The sequence below is a fragment of the Sphingobium sp. LF-16 genome, assembly GCF_003711185.1.
GTDB classification, from domain to species: Bacteria; Pseudomonadota; Alphaproteobacteria; order Sphingomonadales; family Sphingomonadaceae; genus Sphingobium; species Sphingobium yanoikuyae_A.
In genome coordinates this window covers 3,810,733-3,832,923 of the sequence record NZ_CP029335.1, presented here as the reverse complement: position 1 = coordinate 3,832,923, position 22,191 = coordinate 3,810,733, and the positions used below count along the sequence as shown (strand labels likewise).

The window sequence follows — 22,191 nt, the reverse complement described above, 5'->3', positions numbered from 1 at the left end:
CACTATGTGAAATTTTGTGTCACACTATATTATATTTCACGACATTTCCATAAAAATCATAATATGATCGCAAGTTCCACACTGTGGATCACCATGACGCTGATCGCATTGGATGCAGGGAGGGATTGACCGGAATTTTTTCCCTATATATGGATCATGCTATCAATTTATGAGACCGATTCCATCGTGATCGCGACCGGATTCCTGCTTCCGCCTCTGCACGGGCGGTTTTCTTGGGGGAGCGCGTCTTGGCGCGCTCCCCTATTTGTCTCGCTCAGGATGTTTGCGTCATGCCGCTCAGCACCAGCCTTGCCCTGATCCTGATGGCAGGATCCTCCATCGCCGCGCCGCAGTCCTTCGACCTGTCGTCGGACAGCGCCACACGGCAGACGCCCTATCAGGCCGGCGGCCATGGCATGGAGCCGGGCAGCACCGCGGATGACTTCCTGTTTTCGGTGGCCGTGCCCGACGGCACCTATCGGGTGACGCTGACGCTGGGTAACCGCAAGGCGGCTGGCGACACCACGGTCAAGGCGGAGGCACGGCGGCTGATGCTGCGCAATGTCGCGACCAAGAAGGGACAGTTCGTCGAACGGCAGTTCCTGGTCAATGTCCGCAGCCCTGCCCTGCCGCCGCCGCCCGCCAATGCGACGGGCGGAACGGCGGTGCGGATCACTGCCGGCGATGCGCGCGAATATACGTGGGACGACCGGCTGACGCTGGAATTTCTGGGCAAGCCGCAGGTCGCTTCGGTGACGATCGAGCCGGTGAGCGCTCCAACCCTTTTCCTCGCGGGCGATTCGACCGTCACCGATCAGGCGGCCGAGCCGGCGGCGAGCTGGGGCCAGATGCTCCCCGTAATGCTGGACGGCAGCATCGCGGTCGCCAACCATGCCAAGTCGGGTGCGACGCTCAAATCCTTCCTCACCGACCTGCGCTTCGACAAGCTGTTGTCGGCGGTTAAGCCGGGTGACTGGCTGTTCATCCAGTTCGGCCATAATGACCAGAAACAGGAATGGCCGCAAACCTATGCCGATGCGGCGAACACCTACCCCGCCTATCTGCGCGCCTATATCGCCGAGGCGCGGCGGCGCGGCGCCCATGCGGTGCTGGTGACCTCCCCCGAACGGCGCAATTTCGACGAGAGCGGCCGCATCAAGGATACGCTGGGCAGCTATGCCGATGCGGTGCGCAAGCTGGCGGCCGAGGAACGAGTGCCGCTGATCGACCTGAATGCCGACAGCCGGGCCATTTATGAGGCGCTGGGGCCGCAGGTTGCGCCGACCGCCTTCAATGATGGCGGCAAGGACAAGACCCATCATGATAATTATGGCGCCTGGCTGCTGGCGAGCGCGGTGGCCGAGCGGATCAGGGCACAGATTCCCGAACTGGCGCCCCATGTCGTCGCCGCCCCCTTTGCGCCGGCCCAACCGCCGAGCGCGGCGCAGGTGGCGATCGTGCCGAGCCGGGCACATAGCGATGTGCGTCCGGCAGGTAACTGAGCCATGTTGCGGATGAGCCGGCGCGAAATCAGCCTGGGCCTGGCCGCTGGTGCGCTGCTGGCGCCCGGCACTGCCTTTCCCTTTGCCGGTCATGCGGCGCGACGGTTCGACGTGCGCGATCATGGCGCACGGGGCGACGGCATGGCGATCGACAGCGATGCGATCAATGCCGCGATCCTGGCCGCATCGCAGGCAGGTGGCGGCACCGTGCTGCTGCCACGGGGCCGCTATCTCTGCTTCTCGATCCGGCTGAAGAGCCATGTCACCCTGGTCATCGGCGAAGGCGCGGTGATCGAGGCGGCCGATCCCGCGCGCCATGCCGGCCGCTATGACCTGCCCGAGACGGGGATCGACCAGCTCTATCAGGATTTCGGCCATAGCCATTGGCACAACAGCCTGATCTGGGGCGAGGATCTGGTCGAGGTTGCGATTCTTGGCCCCGGCATGATCCATGGCCTGGGCCTGACCCGCGACGGGCCGGGTGCCCGCTGGAAGAAGCAGGCCGGCGAACGGCCGCTGTCGATGCGCAGGATGAGCGACGCGCAGATTGCCGAGTTGGAGCCCGATGCCGCGAAGATGAACGGCCTGGGCAACAAGGCGATCGCGCTGAAGAACGGCCGCGACATTCATCTGAGCGGCTTTTCGATCCTGAAGGGCGGGCATTTCGCGATCATCGCGACCGGCACGCAGCAATTGCGCATCGACAATCTGGCGATCGACACCGAACGCGACGGTATCGACCTCGACTGCGTGCGCGACGTGGTGGTGGAACGCTGCCGGGTCAATTCGCCCAATGATGACGGCATCGTTGTCAAGAGCAGCTATGCGCTGGGCCGCGCGATCGCATCGGAGAATATCCTGATCCGCGACTGCGACGTGTCCGGCTATGACATGGGATCGATGCTGGACGGCACCAAGCGCACCACACAGCAGATCGCGCCCGACCAGGACCGGGTCACCGGTCGGATCAAGCTCGGCACCGAGAGCAATGGCGGATATCGCAATATCCGGATCGAGGATTGCCGCTTCACCCGCTGCCGCGGGCTGGCGCTGGAAACGGTCGACGGCGGGGTCATGGAGAATATCGCCGCGCGGCGGCTGACCATGCGCGAGGTGACGACCGCGCCGATCTTCCTGCGCATCGGCGATCGGCGGCGCGGGCCGGATGGCACCGGCATCGGCGCGATCAACGGCGTGGAGATCAGCGAGGTGGATGCGCGCGGGATCGACCACAGATTTGCCGCGAGCATTGCCGGCCTGCCGGGCCATCCGGTGCGCGACGTGACGCTGCGCGACGTGCATCTGGTCTATCAGGGCGGCGGCACCGCGCAGGATGCGGCGCGCAGGCCCGCCGAACTGGCCGATGCCTATCCCGAACCCAGCATGTTCGGCGTGCTGCCCAGCTGGGCGCTATGGGCGCGCCATGCCGAGCGGCTGACGATCGAGCGCTTTTCCGCCGAGACGGCGACGCTCGACGCGCGGCCACCGGCGCTGTTCGACGATGTGGCGGGCCTGACGATCCGCAACAGCCCGATCCTGGCGCGCTGAAACGGACATCGTCCCACCCATTCTTAGCATTTGACGAACATGTGGGACGATGTTACCCAAATATCGGTTTCGAGTTCCATAATATGGTTCACAGGGGAGAGCCGATGTCCGTCCACGCCTTCAAGATGCAGCTCAAGCCCGGCGTGGTCGCGGAATATCGCAAGCGCCATGACGAGATCTGGCCCGAATTGTCGGCGCTGCTGACCGAGTCGGGCATCCATGACTATTCGATCTTCCTGGACGAAGAGACGCTGAGCCTGTTCGCGGTGCTGAAGCTGCGCGAGGACAATAGCCGAGACAGCCTGCCCGACCATCCGATCATGAAGCGCTGGTGGGATTATATGGCGCCGCTGATGGAAGTGCAGCCGAGCAACCAGCCCAAGGAATGGCCGCTGTCGCTGCTGTTCCACATGGATTGAGTGCAGGAACAGGCTGACACCCATGCGTAGCTTCATCGCCGCCCTCGCCCTTGGCACCATGCTCGCCACGCCCGTCCTGGCGCAGCAGGCCAAGCCGACCGCCAACCTCTCCGCGCCGGTCAAGACCTTCGGCCGCGTCTCCTATGATGCGCGATCGCTGATGATCGACGGCAAGCGGATGGTGATCTGGTCGTCGGAATTCCACCATTTCCGCCTGCCCTCGCCCGATCTGTGGCGCGACATCCTCCAGAAGATGAAGGCCAGCGGCTTCAACAGCGTCGCCGTCTATTTCGACTGGGGTTTCCACAGCCCGAACAAGGGCGTGTATGATTTCAGCGGCATCCGCGACATCGACCGGCTGCTGACACAAGCGGAGGAGGAAGGCCTCTACGTCATCACCCGCGCCGGTCCCTATGTGAATGCGGAATTGTCGCGCGGCGGCTTTCCCGGCTGGCTGGTCAACCAGCGCGCCCGCGCCCGCACCGATGACCCCGATTATATGGCGGCCGCGGACGAATGGCTGACGAAGGTCAACGCGATCATCGCCAAGCACCAGATCAACAATGATCCGAGCCGCAAATATGGCGTGATCCTGCACCAGATCGAGAATGAGCTGGCGATGACCACGCCGGCGCAGCGGCGCTATATGGATCATCTCTATGCCAAGGCACGGGCCGACGGCATCACCGTGCCGCTGTTCCACAATGACCAGGGCCGCAACGGTTACTGGGCGCCCGAGAGCAGCAAGGTGGAGAAGGTCGTCCACGGCCCCAACGACATGTATGCGTTCGACGGCTATCCCGGCGGCACCTGTACCGTGGACGGCAAGCCAACGCGTGGATCGGCCGCGCCCGACTGGGGCTATTATGGTCCCGGCGGCGCCAAGGGCGGCGCATCCGCGTCCCCGGACACGCCCGGATTCCTGGCCGAATTCGGCGGTGGCTGGTTCGACTATTGGGGTTCGAACGGCGGCTATGAGTGCAACGCGATCCAGCGTGGCAAGCGGTTCCAGCGCGTCTTCTATGGCACGAACCTGGCCAATGGCATCGGCATCCAGAGCTTCTACATGGGCTATGGCGGCACCAGCTGGGGCTGGCTGCCCGCGCCGGTGGTGTTCAGCAGCTATGATTATGGCTCCGCCATTTCCGAGCCGCGCGAGGTGCGCGAAAAGGCGCTGGAGATGAAGCAGCTGGGCGGCCTGATCGCCTCCGTCCCCGACATGGCCGGCATGATCCCGGCCGGGACACCGGAGATCAGCTCGCCCAATATCCAAGTCTATCACAACAAGAGCCCGGAGACGGACGCGCGCTTCCTGATGGTGACACACAAGCCGTCCAACGGGCAGACGAGCGACGCTTTCAGCTTTACCGCCGACCTGCCCGATGGCCGCTATACCGTGCCGATGCAGCTCAATGGCTTCGACGCCAAATGGCTGGTCGCCGGCGTGACGCTGGGCGGGCAGCGGCTGGTCTATTCCAGTTCCGAACTTCAGTCGGCGCAGCAGATCGACGGCAATGACCTGATCCTGCTCTATGGCCGCGCCGGCGAGCCGGGCGAGACGGTGCTGCGCTACACTTCCGCGCCCAAGGTGACGGTGGTTGAGGGGCAGGCGCGCAGCGCGTTCGATGCCGCGAAGGGCGACCTGAAGCTGGATTACAGCCATCAGGGCCGCGCCGTGGTGCGGATCGAGGGGGGCGGGCGTCCGCCCTTGACCCTGATCCTGGCCGATGAGGCCGAGGGCGCGCGCTACTGGCGCGAGAAGGACATGCTGGTACGCGGGCCGGCGCTGGTGCGCAGCGCTGTTGCCAAGGGCGGTTCGCTTGTGCTGACCGGCGATACGAATACGGCCAGCCCGATGGAAATCTGGGCGCCCAAGGCGGTCCGCTCGGTCAGCTGGAACGGCGCGAAGGTGACAACGAAAGCGACAGCCATCGGCAGCATCGCCGCGGTCCAGCCGCTTGCCGGCCCGGCTGATGTCGCTCTGCCGGCGCTCAACGACTGGCGCATGGCACAGGGTTCGCCTGAGGCGCAGCCCGGTTTCGACGACAGCGGCTGGCAGGCGATCGACAACCGCTCCTATGCCAGCACCACCGCCAAACCCGACGGCCAGCCCAATATGCTGATGGACGCCTATGGCTTCCATGATGGCGATGTCTGGTATCGCGGCCGCTTCACCGGCTCACCCGATGCCAAGGCGCTGTCGCTTTATTATGGCGCGGGCGGTTCGGGGCTGGTGCAGGCCTGGGTCGATGGCAAGTTCCTGGGCGAAGGCGAAACGCCCGGCGGCCTGCCCCGGCCGATCACCACTGGCACGGCGCGCTTTGCCCTGCCGGCGGACGCGCAGGCGGCAGGCGAGCATGTCATTTCCGTCATGGTCCGCAACAATGGCCATAATTGGGATCTGGACAGCGACGATTTCCACAAGGAAGCGCGCGGCCTGGTCTCCGCTTCGCTGGAGGGCGGCCCGAGCGGACGCAGCTTCGCGGTGCCGATCCACTGGAAGATCCAGGGCAAGCAGGGCGGCGAGGATCTGCCCGATGTCGCCCGTGGCCCGGCCAATAATGGCGGCCTTTATGGCGAGCGGATGGGCTGGCACCTGCCCGGCTTCAACGACGCGGGCTGGGCCAAGGCCAGCGTGCCCGCGACCCAGGCGGCGGCCGGGACGAGCTGGTATCGCACCAGCTTTGCCCTCAACGTTCCCAAGGGGCAGGATGCGACCATTGGCCTGAGCATTGGCGACGCCGGCAAGCCGCGTTCGCCGGTGCGTTACCGTGTGCTGATCTTCGTCAACGGCTGGAACATGGGGCAGTTCATCGCCCATGTCGGGCCGCAGCGGACCTTCCCCATTCCCGAAGGCATCCTGAACCACAGGGGCCAGAACCATGTCGCGCTGGCCGTCACGTCCGACGGTCAGCCGGGCGATGCGCTCGAAACCGTGCGCCTCGTCACCCTACGCAATGTGAAAGGCGGTCTGCCGGTGCAGATGGTGACCGCGCCAAACGCACCTTCAGACCTCAAGGAGACCAAGTAAGTGGCCGCTCTCACCCATGATGTACCGCGCCAGCAGGTCGTCGAATCCATCGACCGGCTGATGGACAATCTCGTCAATATCAAGGACGAGACAGGCGAATTCCTGCTCCATCTGGAAGATGGCCGCATCATCGACACCAAGGGCTGGGCCGGATGGGAATGGACCCATGGCGTCGGCCTGTTCGGCATGTGGCGCTATTTCGAGCAGACCGGCGACCAGAAGGCGCTGGGCATCATCAAGCAGTGGTTCGAGGATCGCTTTGCCGAAGGCACGCCGACCAAGAATATCAACACGATGGCCCCGTTCATCACGCTGGCCTATCTGTATGAATATGAGCCCGACCCGCGCTACATCCCCTATCTGGACGTCTGGGCCGAATGGCTGATGGCGGCCGACGGCCTGCCCAAGACCGAAGAAGGCGGGTTCCAGCATATCGTCTATAATGACGAGAATCCTGGCGAGATGTGGGACGACACGCTGATGATGTCGGTGCTGCCGCTGGCCAAGATCGGCCTGCTGCTGGATCGTCCGACCTATGTCGAGGAAGCCAAGCGCCAGTTCCTGGTCCATATCAAATATCTCTATGATACGAAGACCGGCCTGTGGTTCCACGGCTGGGACTTCAACGGCCGCCACAATTTCGCCGAAGCGCTGTGGGCGCGGGGCAATTGCTGGGTGACGATCGCCATCCCCGAGATCATCGAGATCCTCGACCTGAAGGAAGGCGATTTCTTCCGCACCTTCCTGATCGACACGCTGGCCGCCCAGGTGAAGACCCTGGCCGAGACGCAGGACGCCGAAACCGGCCTGTGGCACACGCTGATCGTCGATCCGACCAGCTATCTGGAAGCATCGGCCACCGCCGGCTTTGCCTATGGCATATTGAAGGCCGTGCGTAAGGGCTATCTGCCCCGCCATTATGAGGAAGTCGGCATCAAGGCGGTGCGCGGCGTGCTGGCGAACATCGACGAGACTGGCGAGCTGCAGCAGGTGAGCTTCGGCACGGCGATGGGCGACACGATGCAGTTCTACAAGGACATCGCGCTCACCTCCATGCCCTATGGCCAGAGCCTGGCCATGTGCGCACTCGGCGAGTTCCTGCGCACCTATATCTGAGTCACGGGAAACGGGGATCGAGGGGTAAATGGAAGGACCGTTCGATCGCCGTTTCCTGCTGAAAGGTGCCGCCGGCATATCCATGCTGGCGGCACTGCCCGCTTTCGGCCGCGCCCTGCCGCAGGGCATAGTGAATGTTCGCGATTTCGGCGCGAAGGGCGATGGTAGCCATATCGACAGCCCCGCGATCGACCGGGCGATCGCCTTTGCCGCAGAGCGCGGCGGCGGGACCGTCTATGTGCCGCCCGGCCGCTATGCCAGCTATACCATACACCTGAAGAGCAACATCACCCTGTGGCTGGACCGGGGCGCCACCCTGCTGGCCGCATCGGTGCCGCTGACCGGCCTTCCCAATGGCGGATATGATGCGGCCGAGCCGCAGGATCCGGCGATCGCGCCCTATCAGGATTATGGCCATAATCATTGGCGCAACAGCCTGATCCATGGCGAGGGACTGCATGATATCGCGATCTGCGGCGACGGGCTGATTTGGGGCAAGGGGCTGAGCCGGGGCCATCCCGATAAGGATCGGCCGGCCGCCGAACTGCCCGGCGTCGGTAACAAGGCGATCGCGCTCAAAAACTGCCGCAATGTCGCGCTGCGGGACTTTTCCATTCTGGAGGGCGGGCATTTCGCCCTGCTGGCCACCGGGGTCGACAATCTGCTGATCGACAACCTCACCGTCGACACCAACCGCGACGGCTTCGACATCGACTGCTGCCGCAATGTGCGGGTCAGCAACTGCACGCTCAACACCCCCTATGATGACGCGATCGTGCCCAAGTCCAGCTATGCGCTGGGCTATCCCCGCGCGACCGAGAATGTGACCATCACCAATTGCCATGTCAGCGGATCCTATGTCGTCGGCACGCTGCTGGACGGGACGTTCCAACCATTGGCGCGCAATCGCGACACCTGGCTGCTGGGGCGGATCAAGTGCGGCACCGAAAGCAATGGCGGGTTCAAGAATATCACCATCAGCAATTGCGTGTTCGACCAATGCTGGGGGCTGGCGCTGGAAACGGTGGACGGCGCGGTGATGGAGGATGTGACGATCAGCAACATCGCCATGCGCGGCTGTCACAGCCCGGCCCTGTTCCTGCGGCTGGGCCGGCGGATGCGCGGGCCGGCCGGCGCGGCGGTGGGATCGATGCGACGGGTGCTGATCGACAATATCACCTGCCAGAGCGGGTCGATGCTGCCGTCGATCATCGCCGGCGTGGCCGGCCATCCGGTCGAGGACGTCCAGATCAGCAATATCTTCATCGACCAGCCGGGCGGCGGCGACGCGGCGATGGCCGGGATCGATCCGCCGGCCAAGGAAGAGGATTATCCCGATCCCGACCGGTTCGGTCCCCTGCCGGCAAGCGGTTTCTTCATCCGTCATGCGCGCAATCTGGACCTGAGCCATGTCGAGGTGCGGACACGGGCGGCGGACGCGCGACCGGCCTTCTGGCTGAAGCATGTCGAAGGGTTTGACGGATCCTATCTGAAGATGCCGGGCGGCGCGGATTCCTTCCGGCTGGAGCATGTGACCGGCTTTCGCAGCAGCGCGATCCGCGACCTGCCGGATCGGCGGATCGACACGACCAACATGGTGCGTTTCTGATGCGCTGGTGGCTGGCGCTGCTGCTGCTCGGCGCGACGCCGGCGCAGGCGGCGGACTGGGTGCGGTCGGTGGCGCAGCGGGGGGATTTCCCGCTGGTGGCGCAGGGGCAGGCGGCGCGGATCGTCACCGACCCAGCCGATGACGCCGTGGTAGGAATCGCCGCCGATGACCTGAAGCAGGATATTGGCCGAGTCACTGGCGCGGCCGAGGGCGGCGCGGCACAGGTCTGGATCGGCACGCTGGGCCATAGTGAAGCGATCGATCGGCTGGTGGCGGACAAGCGGATCGATGTCGCGAAGCTGAAAGGCGCGTGGGAGAGTTTCCTGATCCTGCCGGTCGAGCGGCCGGCGGCCGGCGTGGCGCGCGCGCTGCTGATCATCGGCAGCGACCGGCGCGGCACCGCCTATGGCGCCTATGAACTGTCGCGCGCGATCGGCGTGTCACCCTGGCACTGGTGGGCGGACGTCACGCCGCTGCATCGCGACGCGCTCTATGTGGCGAAGGATGCCCGGCGGTTCGGGCCGCCTTCGGTCAAATATCGCGGCATCTTCCTGAATGACGAGGATTGGGGGCTGGTGCCCTGGGCGGCGGGAAAGCATGCGCCGGACGAGAAGCCGCTGGGGCCGAAGACTTATGCACAGGTTTTCGAGCTGCTGCTGCGGCTGAAGGCCAATCTGCTGTGGCCGGCGATGCACAAGGTGACGACGCCGTTCAATGCCGACCCGGCCAATGCGGCGCTGGCCGATCGCTATGCCATCATCATGGGGTCGAGCCATGCCGAGCCGATGCTGCGCAACAATGTCGGCGAATGGACCGCCCCGGCCGAGGATTTCGATTATCTGAAGAACCCCGACGGGGTGCGGCGCTATTGGGACGAGCGGGTACGCAGCAATGCCCGTTATGAGAGCATCTGGACGCTGGGGATGCGCGGCATCCATGACAGCGGCATGGTGGGGCCAAAGACGGTCGAGGAGCGGCGCGCCACGCTGGAGCGCATCTTTGCCGACCAGCGCGCGATGCTGGCCAGGGCCGGTGCGGCCGACGCGCCGCAGGTCTTCACCCCCTATAAGGAAGTGCTGGACGTCTATCGCGCGGGCCTCAAGGTGCCCGACGATGTGACGCTGATGTGGCCGGACGATAATTTCGGCTATATCCGCCACTTCCCCGATGCCGCCGAGCGAGCGCGCAAGGGCGGGTCGGGCGTCTATTATCATCTCTCCTATCTCGGCGCGCCGCTCTCCTACCTATGGTTATCCACAACCCCGCCGGCGCTGATCCGCGAGGAAATGGGTCGCGCCTGGGATGCCGGCGCGCGGCAGGTCTGGGTCGCCAATGTCGGCGATTTGAAGCCGGCGGAACTGGCCACCGACTATTTTCTGAGCCTCGCCTGGGCTGTGGATAAGGTGCGGGCAAAGCCTGTGGATAAGTTTGTGGACGACTGGGTGGCGGAGAATGTCGATGCTGCGCAGGCACCCGCCATTGCGGGGATTTTGCGCGATTATCATCGGCTGAATTTCGCCCGGCGGCCCGAGCATCTGCAGTGGAATCTGCCTGTGGATAAGTATCGGCAAAGCCCGCTGACGATCGGCGAGGCGGATGCGCGGTTGGCGGCGTTCGCGGCGATGGAAGCGGCGCTGGCGAAGGTCGAGCCGGCGATCCCGGCCGAGCGGCGCGACGCCTTCTATGAATTGCTGGCCTATCCGGTGCGGGCATCGGCGGCAGCCAACCGGCGCTTCTTTTCCGCCGAGGCGCATGACCGGCTGCGTGACAGCGACCTGGCCGAGGCGACGCGGCGCGGCAGGATCGCGCATGAAGCGGACAGCGAAATTGACAGGCTGACGACCTATTACAACCGCGAACTGGCGGGCGGAAAATGGCGCGGAATCATGGCGGTGGAGCCGGCGGACGGGCAATGGCGCAGCTATCGCCAGACGCCGGTGATCCTGCCGCCGATCGATGCGCCGGCGCCGCCGGCCGGGCCGGCCAAGGCGCAGCCGGCCGTTCCTGACCTGCCGCTGCTGACGCCGGACCGATTCGCCGGATGGACGCGCGTGGAGGGGCTGGGTCGTCATGGCGCGATGCTGGCGCCTGGCACCAAGGCCGGGGCGAGCCGCGCGACGATCGACCTGCCACCGGGCGAATGGACCGTGCTTGTGGATATCTTGCCGACCTATGCCGACAGGGATGGCGACACGCTGCATCTGACCATCGACATTGATGGCGTGACGCAGGCGCTGGAGAGTCGGCGCGAGACCGGCAGTCGCGACTGGGCGATGGGGGTGCTGGACAATCGCGCGACCATGACGTTAACGCAACGACTGAGCGGCGGGCGGCATGTCGTGACGCTGGAGCGCGCCGATCCCGGCGTGCTGATCGAGGCAATCCGCTTCGTGCCAGCGACCGCAGAAAAGGCGGATGGCGGCTTGCATTAGTCTCATATCGTGTGATAGCCGTTCACTATGTGGCATATATTTCATATGCCCGCGCGCGTCAGAACAAGAGCCCAAGCGCCGATCATTGCCCTAGGCGGAGGACCTGAATTGCCCGAGACTGCCCCATCCACCGCGCGTCCCGTCCGCCTGCAAAATTACCTCGCCTATGGCTCCAACGACGTGCTGGGCGCGGGATCGATGGCGGTCATTTCCGGCTGGGTGCTGATCTTCTACACGCAATTCTGCGGGCTTAGCGCCGGACAGGCGGCGACCATCTTTGCCGTCGCGCGCATCCTGGACGCCTTTGCCTCGCCGATGATCGGCTATATTTCCGACCATTTCGGCGGCACCTGGCTGGGCCGCAAGTTCGGCCGCCGTCGCTTCTTCATCCTGGCCGCGATTCCGCTGTTGCCGAGCTTCGCGCTGATGTGGCTGCCGGGTCAGGGCTTCTGGTATTATCTGGTCAGCTATGTGCTGTTCGAGCTGGTCTATGCGATGGAGATCATTCCGTTCGAGACGCTGGCGGCTGAAATGTCGACCGACTATCGCACCAAGGCAAAGTTCGCCGGGTCGCGCATATTGTTCGGTCAGGCATCGGCAATCCTAGCCGGCTTCCTGCCGCTGTGGCTGATCAACGCCCTGGGCCGCGACAGCGCCGACACCTTCTTCTACATGGGCATCATCTTTGCCGCCTTGTTCATGGTGACGGCGGGGCTGCTCTACCTGTTCAGCTGGGAACGGCACCTGCCCGGATCGGCCGAGGCTATCGGCCAGCATCCGGTCGGCGCGGGCGGGCCGGGACAGGCGTTGAAGGCGCTCTACCGCAACCTGTTTTCGACCATGCGCATCCGCGCCTTCCGCCTGCATCTGGGCATGTATCTGGGTGGCTATATCAGCCAGGACATCTTCAACGCGGCCTTCACCTTCTTCGTGATCTTCGCGCTGGCCGGATCGACGGCGATCGCATCGGGCCTGCTGGGCACCATGTATATCGTCCAGTTCGTGGCGGTGATCATCGCCATCAACCTGGCGCTGCGGGCGTCGCCGGCCAAGGCCTATCAGGTCGCCGCCGCCGACTTCGCCGTCGGCTGCCTGACGCTGATCGGCCTGTGGTTTGCGGGCGTGCCGGCGACCAGCCCGTGGATCTGGCTGCCGATCATCCTGTGCGGCCTGGGCCGCGGCGCGCTCAACTATATTCCCTGGGCGACCTATAATTATATGGCCGATGTCGACGAGATCGTGACCGGCCAGCGCCGCGAAGGCAGCTTTGCCGGGGTCATGACCTTCGTGCGCAAGGCGACACAGGCGGCGGCTGTCGCCGGCGTGGGCTTCATCATGCAGGCCGGCGGCTTCGTATCGGGCGCGGCGGAACAGAGCCATGGCGCGATCCTGACCATGGCGTTGCTGCTGGGCGTCGGCACGGTCGGCTGCCTGGGGCTGGGCATCTGGGTGTCGACCAAATTCCGCCTGAGCCCGGCGACGCACGACATATTGATGCGCGAGATCGAGCATCTGCGCAGCGGTGCGCGCACGCCGACATCGCCGGTCGCGGCCGAAGTGGTCGAGGATCTGTCCGGCTGGCGCTATGACCAGCTGTGGGGCCGCAACCCGGTCGCGCAATAAGGGCCGGTCAGACAATAAGGGAGAGGGACATGGGCAAGAGGATGCTATTGGGTGCGGCGCTGCTGGCGATGGTCGCCGCATCGCCGGCGCAGGCCCAATATTGGTCGCGCAGCTGGATGACGGCACCCTTGGTCAACCGCGCCCCGCCCGAGAAGCATCCCGATCTCAACGACCGCACCGTCCGCCAGGTCGTGCGCCTGTCGAGCGGCGGGCAGCGCATCCGCATCCGCCTGTCGAACGAAATGTCGGTCAATCCGCTGCTGGTGGGCAGCGTGCATGTCGCGCTGGCCGGCGAAAATGGCGCGATCGTGCCAGGCAGCGACCATGTCGTGACCTTCAACCAGGCGCAGGGCGCGACCATCCCCGCGCGCGCGCCGCTGCTGAGCGATCCGATCGACCTGGCGGTCAAGCCGCTGACCCGGATCAGCATTTCCATCCATCTGCCACAGGGCGCGGCGGATGCGACCGTCCACAGCTATTCGGCGGCGACGACCTGGACCGCGTCGGGCGACCAGACGGGGGCGGAGACGCTGACCAGCCCGACCGTCATCGGGCCGCGCGTGGTGATTTCGGCGGTCGAGGTCGACAATGCCAAGCGCGGCACGGCGATCGTGACGCTGGGCGATTCCATCACCGATGGCGTGCGTGCCACCCCCGACAGCAACCGGCGCTGGCCCGACCTGCTGGCCGAGCGGCTGCAGAAAGCCGGGCGTAAAAGCGTCGGCGTCGCCAATGCCGGGATCAGCGCCAATCGGCTGCTGAGCGAGGCGGACGGCTATAATGCGCTGGCGCGGTTCGACAGCGACGTGCTGGCGGTGCCGGGCGTCACCCATGTCGTCATTCTGGAAGGAGTGAATGATCTGGGCGGGGCGGCGCGCGACAAGCGTCCGATGCTGACGCCGCAGACGGTGATCGGCGCCTATCGCCAGATGATCGCGCGGGCGCATGACCGCAATATCAAGGTCATCTTGGCGACCATCCTGCCCTATAAGGGCGCGGGCTATTGGAGCGCGGAGGGCGATGCGGTGCGCATTGCCGTCAATGACTGGATCCGCACGACCAAGGAGGCCGACGGCTTCGTCGATCTGGCCAAGGCGGTGGCCGATCCGGCCGATCCGTCGCGCATGGCCAAGCCCTATGATGTCGGCGACGCGCTGCACCCCAATGACGAAGGCTTCCGCGTCATGGCCGATGCGTTCGACCTGAGGCTGTTCAAATGATCGCGTCGCTGCTGTTGATGGCCGCCGCCGCGAGCGGGCCGGTGGCGCCCAAGCCGCTGCTGCGCGATCCGGTGCATGATGGCGCGGCCGATGCGTCGACCGTCTATGATCGCAAGAGCGGCGAATGGGTGATGTTCTACACCAATCGCCGCGCCGACCTGCCCATGGAGGACGCCAAGGATGTCCGCTGGGTCCATGGCACGGCGATCGGCACGGCGCGGTCGAAGGACGGTGCCAAATGGCGCTACAGCGGCACCGCGACGATCCCGACCAGTTGCACCGGCGAGACGCTGTGGGCGCCCGAAGTGCAGTGGCTGGAAGGCCAGTGGCATATGTGGCTGACGGTGGTGCCGGGCATCTATCGCGACTGGAATGCGCCGCGCTTCATCGTCCATCTGACCAGCCCGGACCTCAAGAGCTGGACCTGTGGCGAGCGGCTCGACCTCGGCTCCGACCGGGTGATCGACGCCAGTGTCCTCGCCCTGCCGGGCGGGAGCTATCGGCTGTTCTTCAACGACGAGCGGATGAACAAGGCGATCCGCACTGCCGACAGCGGCGACCTCATCCACTGGACCGTCAAGGACCGGCTGACCGACACGCCGGGCGAAGGGCCCAAGGCGTTTCGCTGGAAGGGCAAATATTGGCTGATCTCCGACGCGTGGAAGGGGCTGCTGGTGATGCGCTCCGACGACGGGACACACTGGACGCGCCAGCCGGACTATATATTGGCGACGCCGGGCAAGGCGCCGACCGACCGGGCCAAGGGCCAGCATCCCGACATCATCGTGTCGGGCGACCGCGCCTATATCATCTATTTCGTCCATCAGGAGGGCGAGGATGAAGCGAAGGCCAATCCCGACTGGAAACGCCGGTCGGTGCTGCAGATCGCCGAACTGACCGAGAAGGACGGGATCGTGACCGTCGATCGCGATGCGCCGGCGCATATACGACTAAAGCCCTGATCGCCGCGATTTTCCTTGTCGGGAAAACCGGCTAGGACGTCAGGTGATGCAGAAAGCCGCGAAGAAAAAGCCGCCCACGATCCGCGAGGTCGCCGCCCGTGCCGGCGTGTCTATGATGACCGCATCGCGCGCGATCAACGGCAAGGCGCTGGTCAGCGCCAAGTCGCAACAGGCGGTCGAGCAGGCGGTCAAGGATCTGGGCTATGTGCCCAATGCGTCGGCGCGTGCGCTGGTGGGCAGTGCCGACCGGCGGGTGGCCTTGCTGCACAGCAATTCGACGACGTCGGCCTATCTGGGCGAGTTGCTGCTCGGCGCGCTGGGCGAGGCGCCGCAGCGCCATCTGCATCTGGTGGTCGAGCAATGCGCGCCCGGCGCCTTTGCCAAGGAAATCGTCGATCAGGTGTCGAAGGCGCATGTCGCCGGCGTCATCCTGCCGCCGCCGCTGTGCGACTGGGCCGAACTGGTCGAGGCGTTGCAGGCGCGTGACATCGCCGTGGTCGGCATCGCCCCCGATGGCGATGTGCCCGGCATGCTGGCGGTGGGGACCGACGACCGCCATGCCGCCTATGACCTGACCCGGCACCTCATCGACCTGGGCCATCGGCAGATCGGCTTCATCTCCGGCAATATCCGCCACCGCGCCAGCGCCCGGCGCCTTCAGGGCTTTCGCGACTGCCTGGCCGACCGGGGGATAAGGCTGGACGAGCGCTGGATCGTGCCGGGCGACTTTTCCTATCGATCGGGGCTGGACGCGGCCGAGCAGTTGCTGAGCCTCGATACGCCGCCCAGCGCCATCTTTGCCTGCAATGACGATATGGCAGCGGCGGCGATCACGGTGGCGCATCAGCGCCGGATCAACGTGCCGGGCGACATCACCATCTGCGGCTTCGACGACACGCCGCTGGCGAGCGCGATCTGGCCGGCGCTGACGACGATCCGCCAGCCGATCCGCGACATGGCGCGCGAGGCGATCGGCCTGCTGGGCGCCCATTTCAGCAGCCAGGACGATGGCGCCGGCGAAGAGGCGCTGGGCCGGGTGAAGCTGGATTATCAGCTGATCCGGCGCCAGTCGGATGCCGTGCCCTCACGGCATTAGAATTGCCGGAAGGTGACAGCGAAGTTTACAGGAAGCCGACCTGCCTGAGCCAGGCTTCGCACAGGCGCGGCCAGAGCGAGACCGGCTGATCCTGCGTGTCGAGCGCGAAGCCATGGGGGGCGTCGGCGAAGATGTGCAGTTCCGCGCTGCCGCCCGCATCCTGCCAGGCGCGGCTGAGGCGATGGGCGTTCTCGACCGGCACCACCGGATCATTGCCGGCATAGGCGATGAAGGCCGGCGGCGGGCCAGGCCGCAATTGCGCGTCCGGCTGAAGCACGTCGTAGAGCGCCTGCTTTTCCACCGGCGGCAGTGGCGGCTTGTCGGCGACGATGGTGCGCCCTTTGGCATTGGTCGAGATGGGCGCATAGCCGATGACCATGACGTCGGGCCGCTGTGGCGCGACATCGCCCCAGTCCGCCGGATAATGCGCGGCGAGGCAGGCGGCGAGATGGCCGCCCGAGGAGAGGCCGACGACGCCGACGCCATCGGGCGCCAGATCGGACGCGCGGATCATCCGCATCGCGGCGAGCGCATCGTCGAGCGGCGCGGACGGGCCGGTGCCGGCATGGGGGAAGCGGTGGACGAGGACGAAGGCATGATAGCCGAGCGACGTCAGCCATTGGGCGACCTGCACCCCTTCGCGTCCGGCCATCAGCGCGACATAGCCGCCGCCGCCCAGGATGAGCATGGCGCGGCCATTGGGCTTGTCGGGCGCATAGCCGAGCAGCACCGGGCGATCGACGGCGGTGACGACCGCCTGTTCGGGCGCGGCATTGGCGTCCTCCAGCGCGAAGGCGCCGCTTGGCGCATCGCGCAGCGGCCAGACCAGATCAGCAGCGAGCATCGGATACTCCCATCGGGCAGCCATGGGTGGGATAGGCTTCGCCATCCAGTTCCACGGCCTCGCGCACGATCTCCAGCCGATCGCCGGCGTCGCGCATCTCATAGAATTTGGCGATCGCCCGCTTGAACGGGCGATGGAGGACCAGCATCAGCCGGCCATCAAAGGCATGGAACAGCATGCCATGGCCGCTGTCCTGCATGATGAGCGGGCCAAGCTGTTCCCAGGGGCCGGCGAGCGTGCCGGATTTGGAGCGGGCCTGCGCCTGGACATAGCCGCCCTTCCCCCAACTGGACCAGAGCATCAGCAGGGTGCCGCTTTTGGTGCGATAGAGTTCGGGGCCGTCGGTGACATAGCCCATATCCCCTTCGGGCTGTTTCTGGCCGATCACCCAGTCGGCGTCATTGGCGCGGAACAGCAATTGCGGCTTGCCGGCGGGCGAGAGATCGTCCTTCAGCGGTAGCGCCTCCATCGTGCCGACGCCCATCTGCAGCCATTCATGGGCATAGACCATCCAGGGCTTGCCGGCCGGGTCGATATAGAGGCTGCCGTCGAGCGTCATGTCATTGGGCGTAGTGACCGGCTCGCCCTTGTGGATAAGTTGGTAAGGACCATCGATCCGGTCCGACACCGCCAGCAAGGTGGCGCGGCGATAATTGGGGCGCTTGCCGCTGGCCGGGATTGCCGCCTTGTCATTGTGGAAGGTGGCGAAGAGATAATAGCGCCCCTTCCAGCGATGCACCTCCGGTGCCCAGCCGCCGTCATCGGCCCAAACGTCCTTCGGCAGGGCGAAGACCAGCTTCGGCTTCTGCCAATGGGCAAGATCGCTGCTGGCATAGGCCATGATACCGATGCGCGGATCGCCGGTGACGGCCGGGTCATTCTTCGAGAAGAGCCAGTAGGTCTTGCTCGCCGGTTCCGCCACGACGAAAGGGTCATGGATGCGCAGATGCGATGTCAGCAGCGGCGCGTCGGCCGCCGCCACCGGGGCGGCGAGCGTCAGCAACAGAGCGGCGAGCCAGCGGCGCATCAGCTCGCCAGCCTGTTGCCATAGCCGATGATGAGGGTGGCGAGGATCAGCAGGCCGACGCCGCTCCACACCATGCGGCGGACCGCCGGCGCGGCGTCCTTCCATTCGCGGAAGGCAAAGCCCCAGCAGGTGCCGAAGATGATGATCGAGGCCATGTGCAGCGTCCAGCTGGAGAAGCCGAAGCGGCCCATCTGGCTTTCACCCATCGTGTAGAAGAAGAACTGGAAATACCAGGCCGTACCCGCCACCGCGCAGAGCAGGAAATTGGGCAGCAGCTTCGGGCGCTGGCCCGAGGCATCGGGCGCGCCGACCCACTGGCCCGCCGACTTGTTCCTGGCGATCAGCCAGCCGCACCAGAGCGCGTTGGTGATGAGGCCGCCGAACATGACGAGGCAGAGGGTGGGAAGACCGGTCCAGAGCGGACCGGTGCCGGCGGCGGCCGAGAGCGCCTTGACCGGTTCGCCGGCGGCGAGGCCGAAGGCGAAGCAGCTCGACATGATGCCGGAGAAGATGGCGACGGCGATCCCCTTCTTGAAATCGAACTCGGCGACGGCTGCGGCCTTCTGATCAGCCGAAAGCGCCGCATCCTTGCGGGCGCCAGCACGGGCGACGACGACGATGCCGAGCACGGTGACGGCCAGGCCCAGCAGGACGATCTGGCCATGCAGGGTGCCGGCAATCTCCGTCATGAAGCTGCCGTCGAAGATCGGCGGGATCAGCGTGCCGAAGACGGTGCAGAGGCCCAGCACCACCGCCATGCCGAGCGAGAGGCCGAGATAGCGCATGGTAAGGCCATAGGTGAGGCCGCCAAAGCCCCAGAGAAAGCCGAAGAAGATGCACCAGCCAACCACGGACGAGGGCACCTGGGCCATCACGCCCATCAGGTCGTTGGTCTGGACCGAGGCGAAGAACCAGGGCGCAATCACCCAGGAGAAGATGCCGCCGGTGAGCCAGAAAATCTCCCAGTTCCAGCGCTTCACGCCGCGGAAGGGGACATAGAAGCTGGCCGAGGCGAAGCCGCCGAGCCAGTGGAAGAGGACGCCGAGCAGAGGATTGGGGGTCATAGGGCAAGTCCCAGACGATAGAGGCGATTGGCGTTGCCGGCGAACATCGCGCGGCGATCGGCTTCGGGGAAATCCGACACGATGGCGTGATAGGATTCCATGTAACGGTCGATCGGGCCGAACAGCTTGTCGGTCGGCGTGTCGCTGGCAAAGGCACAACGATCGACACCGAACATGTCGATCGCCTCATGCACCAGCGGCGCGATGCCAGCCATGATCCAGTCGCGGCGGATGAAGCCCATGCCCGACAACTTGACCGCGACATGGGGCAGTGCGGCGAGCGCCTTCATGCCCCTGCGCCAGTCGTTGAGGCCATCCGGATCGGTCAGCACCGGCATGCCCATATGGTTGATGATGACCGGGATATCGGGATGCCGCTCGATCAGCGGGACGAGGCCGGGCATCTGCCCCGGATAGCATTGCAGGTCGAAGGAGAGGCCATGCTTCGCGAGCAGGCCATAGCCCGCCTGCCATTGCGGATCGACGGTGAGGTCGACCGGGCCATAGGTGCGCTGGGGATCGGCATGCCAGTTGACGATATGGCGGATGCCCTTGACGCGGGGATGGGCGGCCTGGGCGGCCAGCAGCGCATCGACATCCGGGTCGTTGAGGGCGGCGAAGGCAACGAAGCCGGTGGGGAGGCCGTCGACGGCGGCGAGCGTGTCGAGCCACTGGGTCTCGCGCAGCGCGCTTTCCGCCGCGGCGCCGGCATCGACATGGACCGCGCCGATGACGTTCCAGCGGGCAAGGTCTTCGCGATAGTCGGCCACGCCATAATTGCGGGCGATCGGCTCGACACTGCCATTGGGGCCATCGTCCGAAAAGGGCGGGCTCAGCCAGTCGTAGCGGATATGATTGAGATCCCACAGATGGATATGGGCATCGACAAAGGGGATCATGCGTCCTCTCCCATGAACAGTTCAGCAGCCTCTTTTCCGTTCGGGCCGAGCGTGGCGAAGGCTTCGACTTCGCTCAGCCTGCCCTTCGACAGGCTCAGGGCGAACGGGGGAGAAACTGGCATAAATCGCGGCGCGCCGGGCTCTTGGATGGCCGGTCGCGCCGCGTAGAGGCTTGGGTCAGAAGGTGGTGCGGCCGCCCGAGGTGTCGAAGGTCGACGCCGTGGTGAAGCTGCATTCCTCGCTGGCCATGAAGCAGACCATGGCGGCCGATTCCTCGACCAGGCCAAGCCGGCCCATCGGGATCTTCGAGCGCATATAGTCGACCTGGCTCTGCGGCAGCTGTTCCAGGATCGGGCTTTCGAAGGTGGCCGGCGTCAGGGCATTGGCGATCACGCCCTTGCCCGCCAGTTCCTTGCCGATGCTCTTGGTAAGGCCGATGACGCCCGCCTTGCTGGCCGAATAGGCGCTGGCATTGGGATTGCCTTCCTTGCCCGCGACCGAGGCGAGGTTGACGATCCGGCCATAGCCGTTTTCGAGCATGAAGGGCACGACTTCCCGATTGCAGTAGAAGAGGCCATTGAGGTTGATGTCGATCACCCGCTGCCAGCTGTCGACCGGATAGTCCCACACCGTGGCAGTCGCGCCGGTGATGCCGGCGGAGCAGACGAGGACGTCGATCTTGCCGAGCGCATCCGCGCTGGCCTTGGCGGCGGCGGCGACGGCGGCCTGATCGGAGACGTCGAGCGCAACTACATGGGTCGCGCCGACTTCATCCTTCGCAGCGGCGAGGGCGTCGGCATTCAGATCCCACAGGACCACCTTGCCGCCTTCTTCGACGATGCGCTTGGCAACCAGCTTGCCCAGGCCCGAGGCGCCACCGGTGACGATGGCGCAGCGACCTTCATAGCGTCCGGAAAAGACGCTCATCCGAGCACCTCGTCGCCCAGGTGGCGCCATTCCACGACATTCTGCTTCTGGCTGCCGAGCTTGGCGATGCCCAGTTCCATGACGTCGCCGGCCTTGAGGTAGACGGCTTCGGGCTTCTTGCCCTCGCCCACGCCCGGAGGGGTGCCGGTGATCATCAGGTCACCGGGATAGAGGGTGATATATTCGCTGACATAGGAGATGAGCTGGGCGACGTTGAAGATCATCGTCTTCGTATTGCCGGTCTGCATCCGATCGCCATTGACGTCGAGATACATGTCGAGATCCTGCGGGTTGCCGATTTCGTCGGCGGTCACCAGCCAGGGGCCGACCGGGCAGAAGGTGTCATGGCCCTTGCCCTTGCTCCACTGGGTGCCGCGCTGCTTCTGGTTGAAGCGTTCCGACACGTCGTTGACGAGGACATAGCCCGCGACCTTCGACAGCGCTTCCTCTTCGCTGACGAAGCGGCAGGTTTCGCCGATGACCACGCCCAGTTCGACTTCCCAGTCGCCATGGGTCGAACCCTTGGGCAGCATCACTTCGTCATTGGGACCATTGAGCGACGACAGCGCCTTCATGAACATCATCGGCTCGGTCGGGATCGGCAGGTTGGATTCGATCGCATGGTCCTCATAGTTGAGGCCGATGGCGACGATCTTGCCGATGCCCTTGACCGGCACGCCATAGCGCGGGTCGCCATCGACGACGGGGAGCGAGTCCACGTCGACGCCCTTGGCGGCGGCGAGGCTCTCGATCGTCAGGTCGGCGACGACGCCGGAGAGGTCACGGATCTTGCCCTCGGCATCGATCACGCCGGGCTTTTCCTGGCCACGCTGGCCGAAACGAACAAATTTCATGGGATCAGTCTTTCTCTG

17 protein-coding genes are annotated in these 22,191 nt (G+C 65.2%); 11 read left to right on the top strand and 6 right to left on the bottom strand.

The window, feature by feature from the left end; genetic code table 11:
• Positions 1-290: 290 nt before the first annotated feature.
• The 11 genes from DIZ22_RS17990 to DIZ22_RS17940 all read left to right on the top strand — a co-directional run bounded on the left by DIZ22_RS17990 (position 291) and on the right by DIZ22_RS17940 (position 16,558).
• Positions 291-1,502 (top strand): rhamnogalacturonan acetylesterase, encoded by a 1,212-nt coding sequence (locus DIZ22_RS17990; protein ID WP_122928490.1) that lies wholly within the window; start codon positions 291-293, stop codon positions 1,500-1,502.
• A gap of 12 nt (positions 1,503-1,514) precedes the next feature.
• Positions 1,515-3,050, top strand: coding sequence for a glycosyl hydrolase family 28-related protein (locus DIZ22_RS17985; protein WP_048936802.1), 1,536 nt, complete (start codon positions 1,515-1,517; stop codon positions 3,048-3,050).
• A 104-nt stretch (positions 3,051-3,154) separates the two neighbouring features.
• Positions 3,155-3,469: an L-rhamnose mutarotase gene (locus tag DIZ22_RS17980; RefSeq protein ID WP_037508075.1), complete on the top strand. Its 315-nt coding sequence runs from the start codon at positions 3,155-3,157 to the stop codon at positions 3,467-3,469.
• Between the two features lie 22 nt (positions 3,470-3,491).
• Positions 3,492-6,500: a beta-galactosidase gene (locus DIZ22_RS17975; protein ID WP_122928488.1), complete on the top strand. Its 3,009-nt coding sequence runs from the start codon at positions 3,492-3,494 to the stop codon at positions 6,498-6,500.
• The gene (locus tag DIZ22_RS17970) at positions 6,501-7,616 is read left to right on the top strand and encodes a glycoside hydrolase family 88 protein (protein ID WP_048936804.1); all 1,116 of its coding nucleotides are present in this window, start codon (positions 6,501-6,503) and stop codon (positions 7,614-7,616) included.
• 28 nt (positions 7,617-7,644) lie between these two features.
• Positions 7,645-9,225 (top strand): glycoside hydrolase family 28 protein, encoded by a 1,581-nt coding sequence (locus DIZ22_RS17965; RefSeq protein WP_048936805.1) that lies wholly within the window; start codon positions 7,645-7,647, stop codon positions 9,223-9,225.
• Positions 9,225-11,657, top strand: a complete 2,433-nt coding sequence (locus DIZ22_RS17960; RefSeq protein ID WP_048936806.1) for a glycosyl hydrolase 115 family protein — start codon at positions 9,225-9,227, stop codon at positions 11,655-11,657. Before DIZ22_RS17965 ends, DIZ22_RS17960 begins: the two co-directional genes overlap by 1 nt.
• A 108-nt stretch (positions 11,658-11,765) precedes the next feature.
• Positions 11,766-13,280 (top strand): MFS transporter, encoded by a 1,515-nt coding sequence (locus DIZ22_RS17955; protein WP_017500972.1) that lies wholly within the window; start codon positions 11,766-11,768, stop codon positions 13,278-13,280.
• Between the two features lie 29 nt (positions 13,281-13,309).
• A complete protein-coding gene (locus DIZ22_RS17950; RefSeq protein ID WP_048936807.1) occupies positions 13,310-14,500 on the top strand; it encodes an SGNH/GDSL hydrolase family protein in 1,191 nt (396 codons plus the stop codon).
• The gene (locus DIZ22_RS17945; RefSeq protein ID WP_122928487.1) at positions 14,497-15,462 is read left to right on the top strand and encodes a family 43 glycosylhydrolase; all 966 of its coding nucleotides are present in this window, start codon (positions 14,497-14,499) and stop codon (positions 15,460-15,462) included. The genes DIZ22_RS17950 and DIZ22_RS17945 overlap by 4 nt, the downstream gene beginning before the upstream one ends.
• A gap of 46 nt (positions 15,463-15,508) precedes the next feature.
• Positions 15,509-16,558, top strand: coding sequence for a LacI family DNA-binding transcriptional regulator (locus tag DIZ22_RS17940; RefSeq protein WP_004209352.1), 1,050 nt, complete (start codon positions 15,509-15,511; stop codon positions 16,556-16,558).
• Positions 16,559-16,583: 25 nt separating this feature from the next.
• Here the strand turns inward: DIZ22_RS17940 and DIZ22_RS17935 are convergent, their stop codons facing one another.
• The 6 genes from DIZ22_RS17935 to DIZ22_RS17910 form a co-directional block, all read right to left on the bottom strand.
• Positions 16,584-17,402, bottom strand: coding sequence for an alpha/beta hydrolase (locus DIZ22_RS17935; protein ID WP_048936809.1), 819 nt, complete (start codon positions 17,400-17,402; stop codon positions 16,584-16,586).
• Positions 17,389-18,429: a glycoside hydrolase family 43 protein gene (locus DIZ22_RS17930; RefSeq protein WP_048936810.1), complete on the bottom strand. Its 1,041-nt coding sequence runs from the start codon at positions 18,427-18,429 to the stop codon at positions 17,389-17,391. The genes DIZ22_RS17935 and DIZ22_RS17930 overlap by 14 nt, the downstream gene beginning before the upstream one ends.
• On the bottom strand, positions 18,429-19,493 hold the full coding sequence (gene rhaT, locus DIZ22_RS17925) for an L-rhamnose/proton symporter RhaT (RefSeq protein ID WP_048936811.1): 1,065 nt from the start codon (positions 19,491-19,493) through the stop codon (positions 18,429-18,431). Before rhaT ends, DIZ22_RS17930 begins: the two co-directional genes overlap by 1 nt.
• Positions 19,490-20,392: an amidohydrolase family protein gene (locus tag DIZ22_RS17920; protein ID WP_048936812.1), complete on the bottom strand. Its 903-nt coding sequence runs from the start codon at positions 20,390-20,392 to the stop codon at positions 19,490-19,492. The genes rhaT and DIZ22_RS17920 overlap by 4 nt, the downstream gene beginning before the upstream one ends.
• A gap of 177 nt (positions 20,393-20,569) precedes the next feature.
• Positions 20,570-21,319, bottom strand: a complete 750-nt coding sequence (locus DIZ22_RS17915; RefSeq protein WP_004209347.1) for an SDR family NAD(P)-dependent oxidoreductase — start codon at positions 21,317-21,319, stop codon at positions 20,570-20,572.
• Positions 21,316-22,173, bottom strand: a complete 858-nt coding sequence (locus tag DIZ22_RS17910) for a fumarylacetoacetate hydrolase family protein (RefSeq protein WP_048936813.1) — start codon at positions 22,171-22,173, stop codon at positions 21,316-21,318. The genes DIZ22_RS17915 and DIZ22_RS17910 overlap by 4 nt, the downstream gene beginning before the upstream one ends.
• Between the last annotated feature and the right edge of the window lie 18 nt (positions 22,174-22,191).

What these genes read in the sequence shown, in the direction of transcription:
- DIZ22_RS17990 (WP_122928490.1), top strand. Translation starts at nt 291, where the DNA reads ATGCCGCTCAGCACCAGCCTTGCCCTGATCCTGATGGCAGGATCCTCC.
- DIZ22_RS17985 (WP_048936802.1), top strand. Translation starts at nt 1,515, where the DNA reads ATGAGCCGGCGCGAAATCAGCCTGGGCCTGGCCGCTGGTGCGCTGCTG.
- DIZ22_RS17980 (WP_037508075.1), top strand. Translation starts at nt 3,155, where the DNA reads ATGTCCGTCCACGCCTTCAAGATGCAGCTCAAGCCCGGCGTGGTCGCG.
- DIZ22_RS17975 (WP_122928488.1), top strand. Translation starts at nt 3,492, where the DNA reads ATGCGTAGCTTCATCGCCGCCCTCGCCCTTGGCACCATGCTCGCCACG.
- DIZ22_RS17965 (WP_048936805.1), top strand. Translation starts at nt 7,645, where the DNA reads ATGGAAGGACCGTTCGATCGCCGTTTCCTGCTGAAAGGTGCCGCCGGC.
- DIZ22_RS17960 (WP_048936806.1), top strand. Translation starts at nt 9,225, where the DNA reads ATGCGCTGGTGGCTGGCGCTGCTGCTGCTCGGCGCGACGCCGGCGCAG.
- DIZ22_RS17950 (WP_048936807.1), top strand. Translation starts at nt 13,310, where the DNA reads ATGGGCAAGAGGATGCTATTGGGTGCGGCGCTGCTGGCGATGGTCGCC.
- DIZ22_RS17945 (WP_122928487.1), top strand. Translation starts at nt 14,497, where the DNA reads ATGATCGCGTCGCTGCTGTTGATGGCCGCCGCCGCGAGCGGGCCGGTG.
- DIZ22_RS17940 (WP_004209352.1), top strand. Translation starts at nt 15,509, where the DNA reads ATGCAGAAAGCCGCGAAGAAAAAGCCGCCCACGATCCGCGAGGTCGCC.
- DIZ22_RS17935 (WP_048936809.1), bottom strand. Translation starts at nt 17,402, where the DNA reads ATGCTCGCTGCTGATCTGGTCTGGCCGCTGCGCGATGCGCCAAGCGGC.
- DIZ22_RS17930 (WP_048936810.1), bottom strand. Translation starts at nt 18,429, where the DNA reads ATGCGCCGCTGGCTCGCCGCTCTGTTGCTGACGCTCGCCGCCCCGGTG.
- rhaT (WP_048936811.1), bottom strand. Translation starts at nt 19,493, where the DNA reads ATGACCCCCAATCCTCTGCTCGGCGTCCTCTTCCACTGGCTCGGCGGC.
- DIZ22_RS17920 (WP_048936812.1), bottom strand. Translation starts at nt 20,392, where the DNA reads ATGATCCCCTTTGTCGATGCCCATATCCATCTGTGGGATCTCAATCAT.
- DIZ22_RS17915 (WP_004209347.1), bottom strand. Translation starts at nt 21,319, where the DNA reads ATGAGCGTCTTTTCCGGACGCTATGAAGGTCGCTGCGCCATCGTCACC.
- DIZ22_RS17910 (WP_048936813.1), bottom strand. Translation starts at nt 22,173, where the DNA reads ATGAAATTTGTTCGTTTCGGCCAGCGTGGCCAGGAAAAGCCCGGCGTG.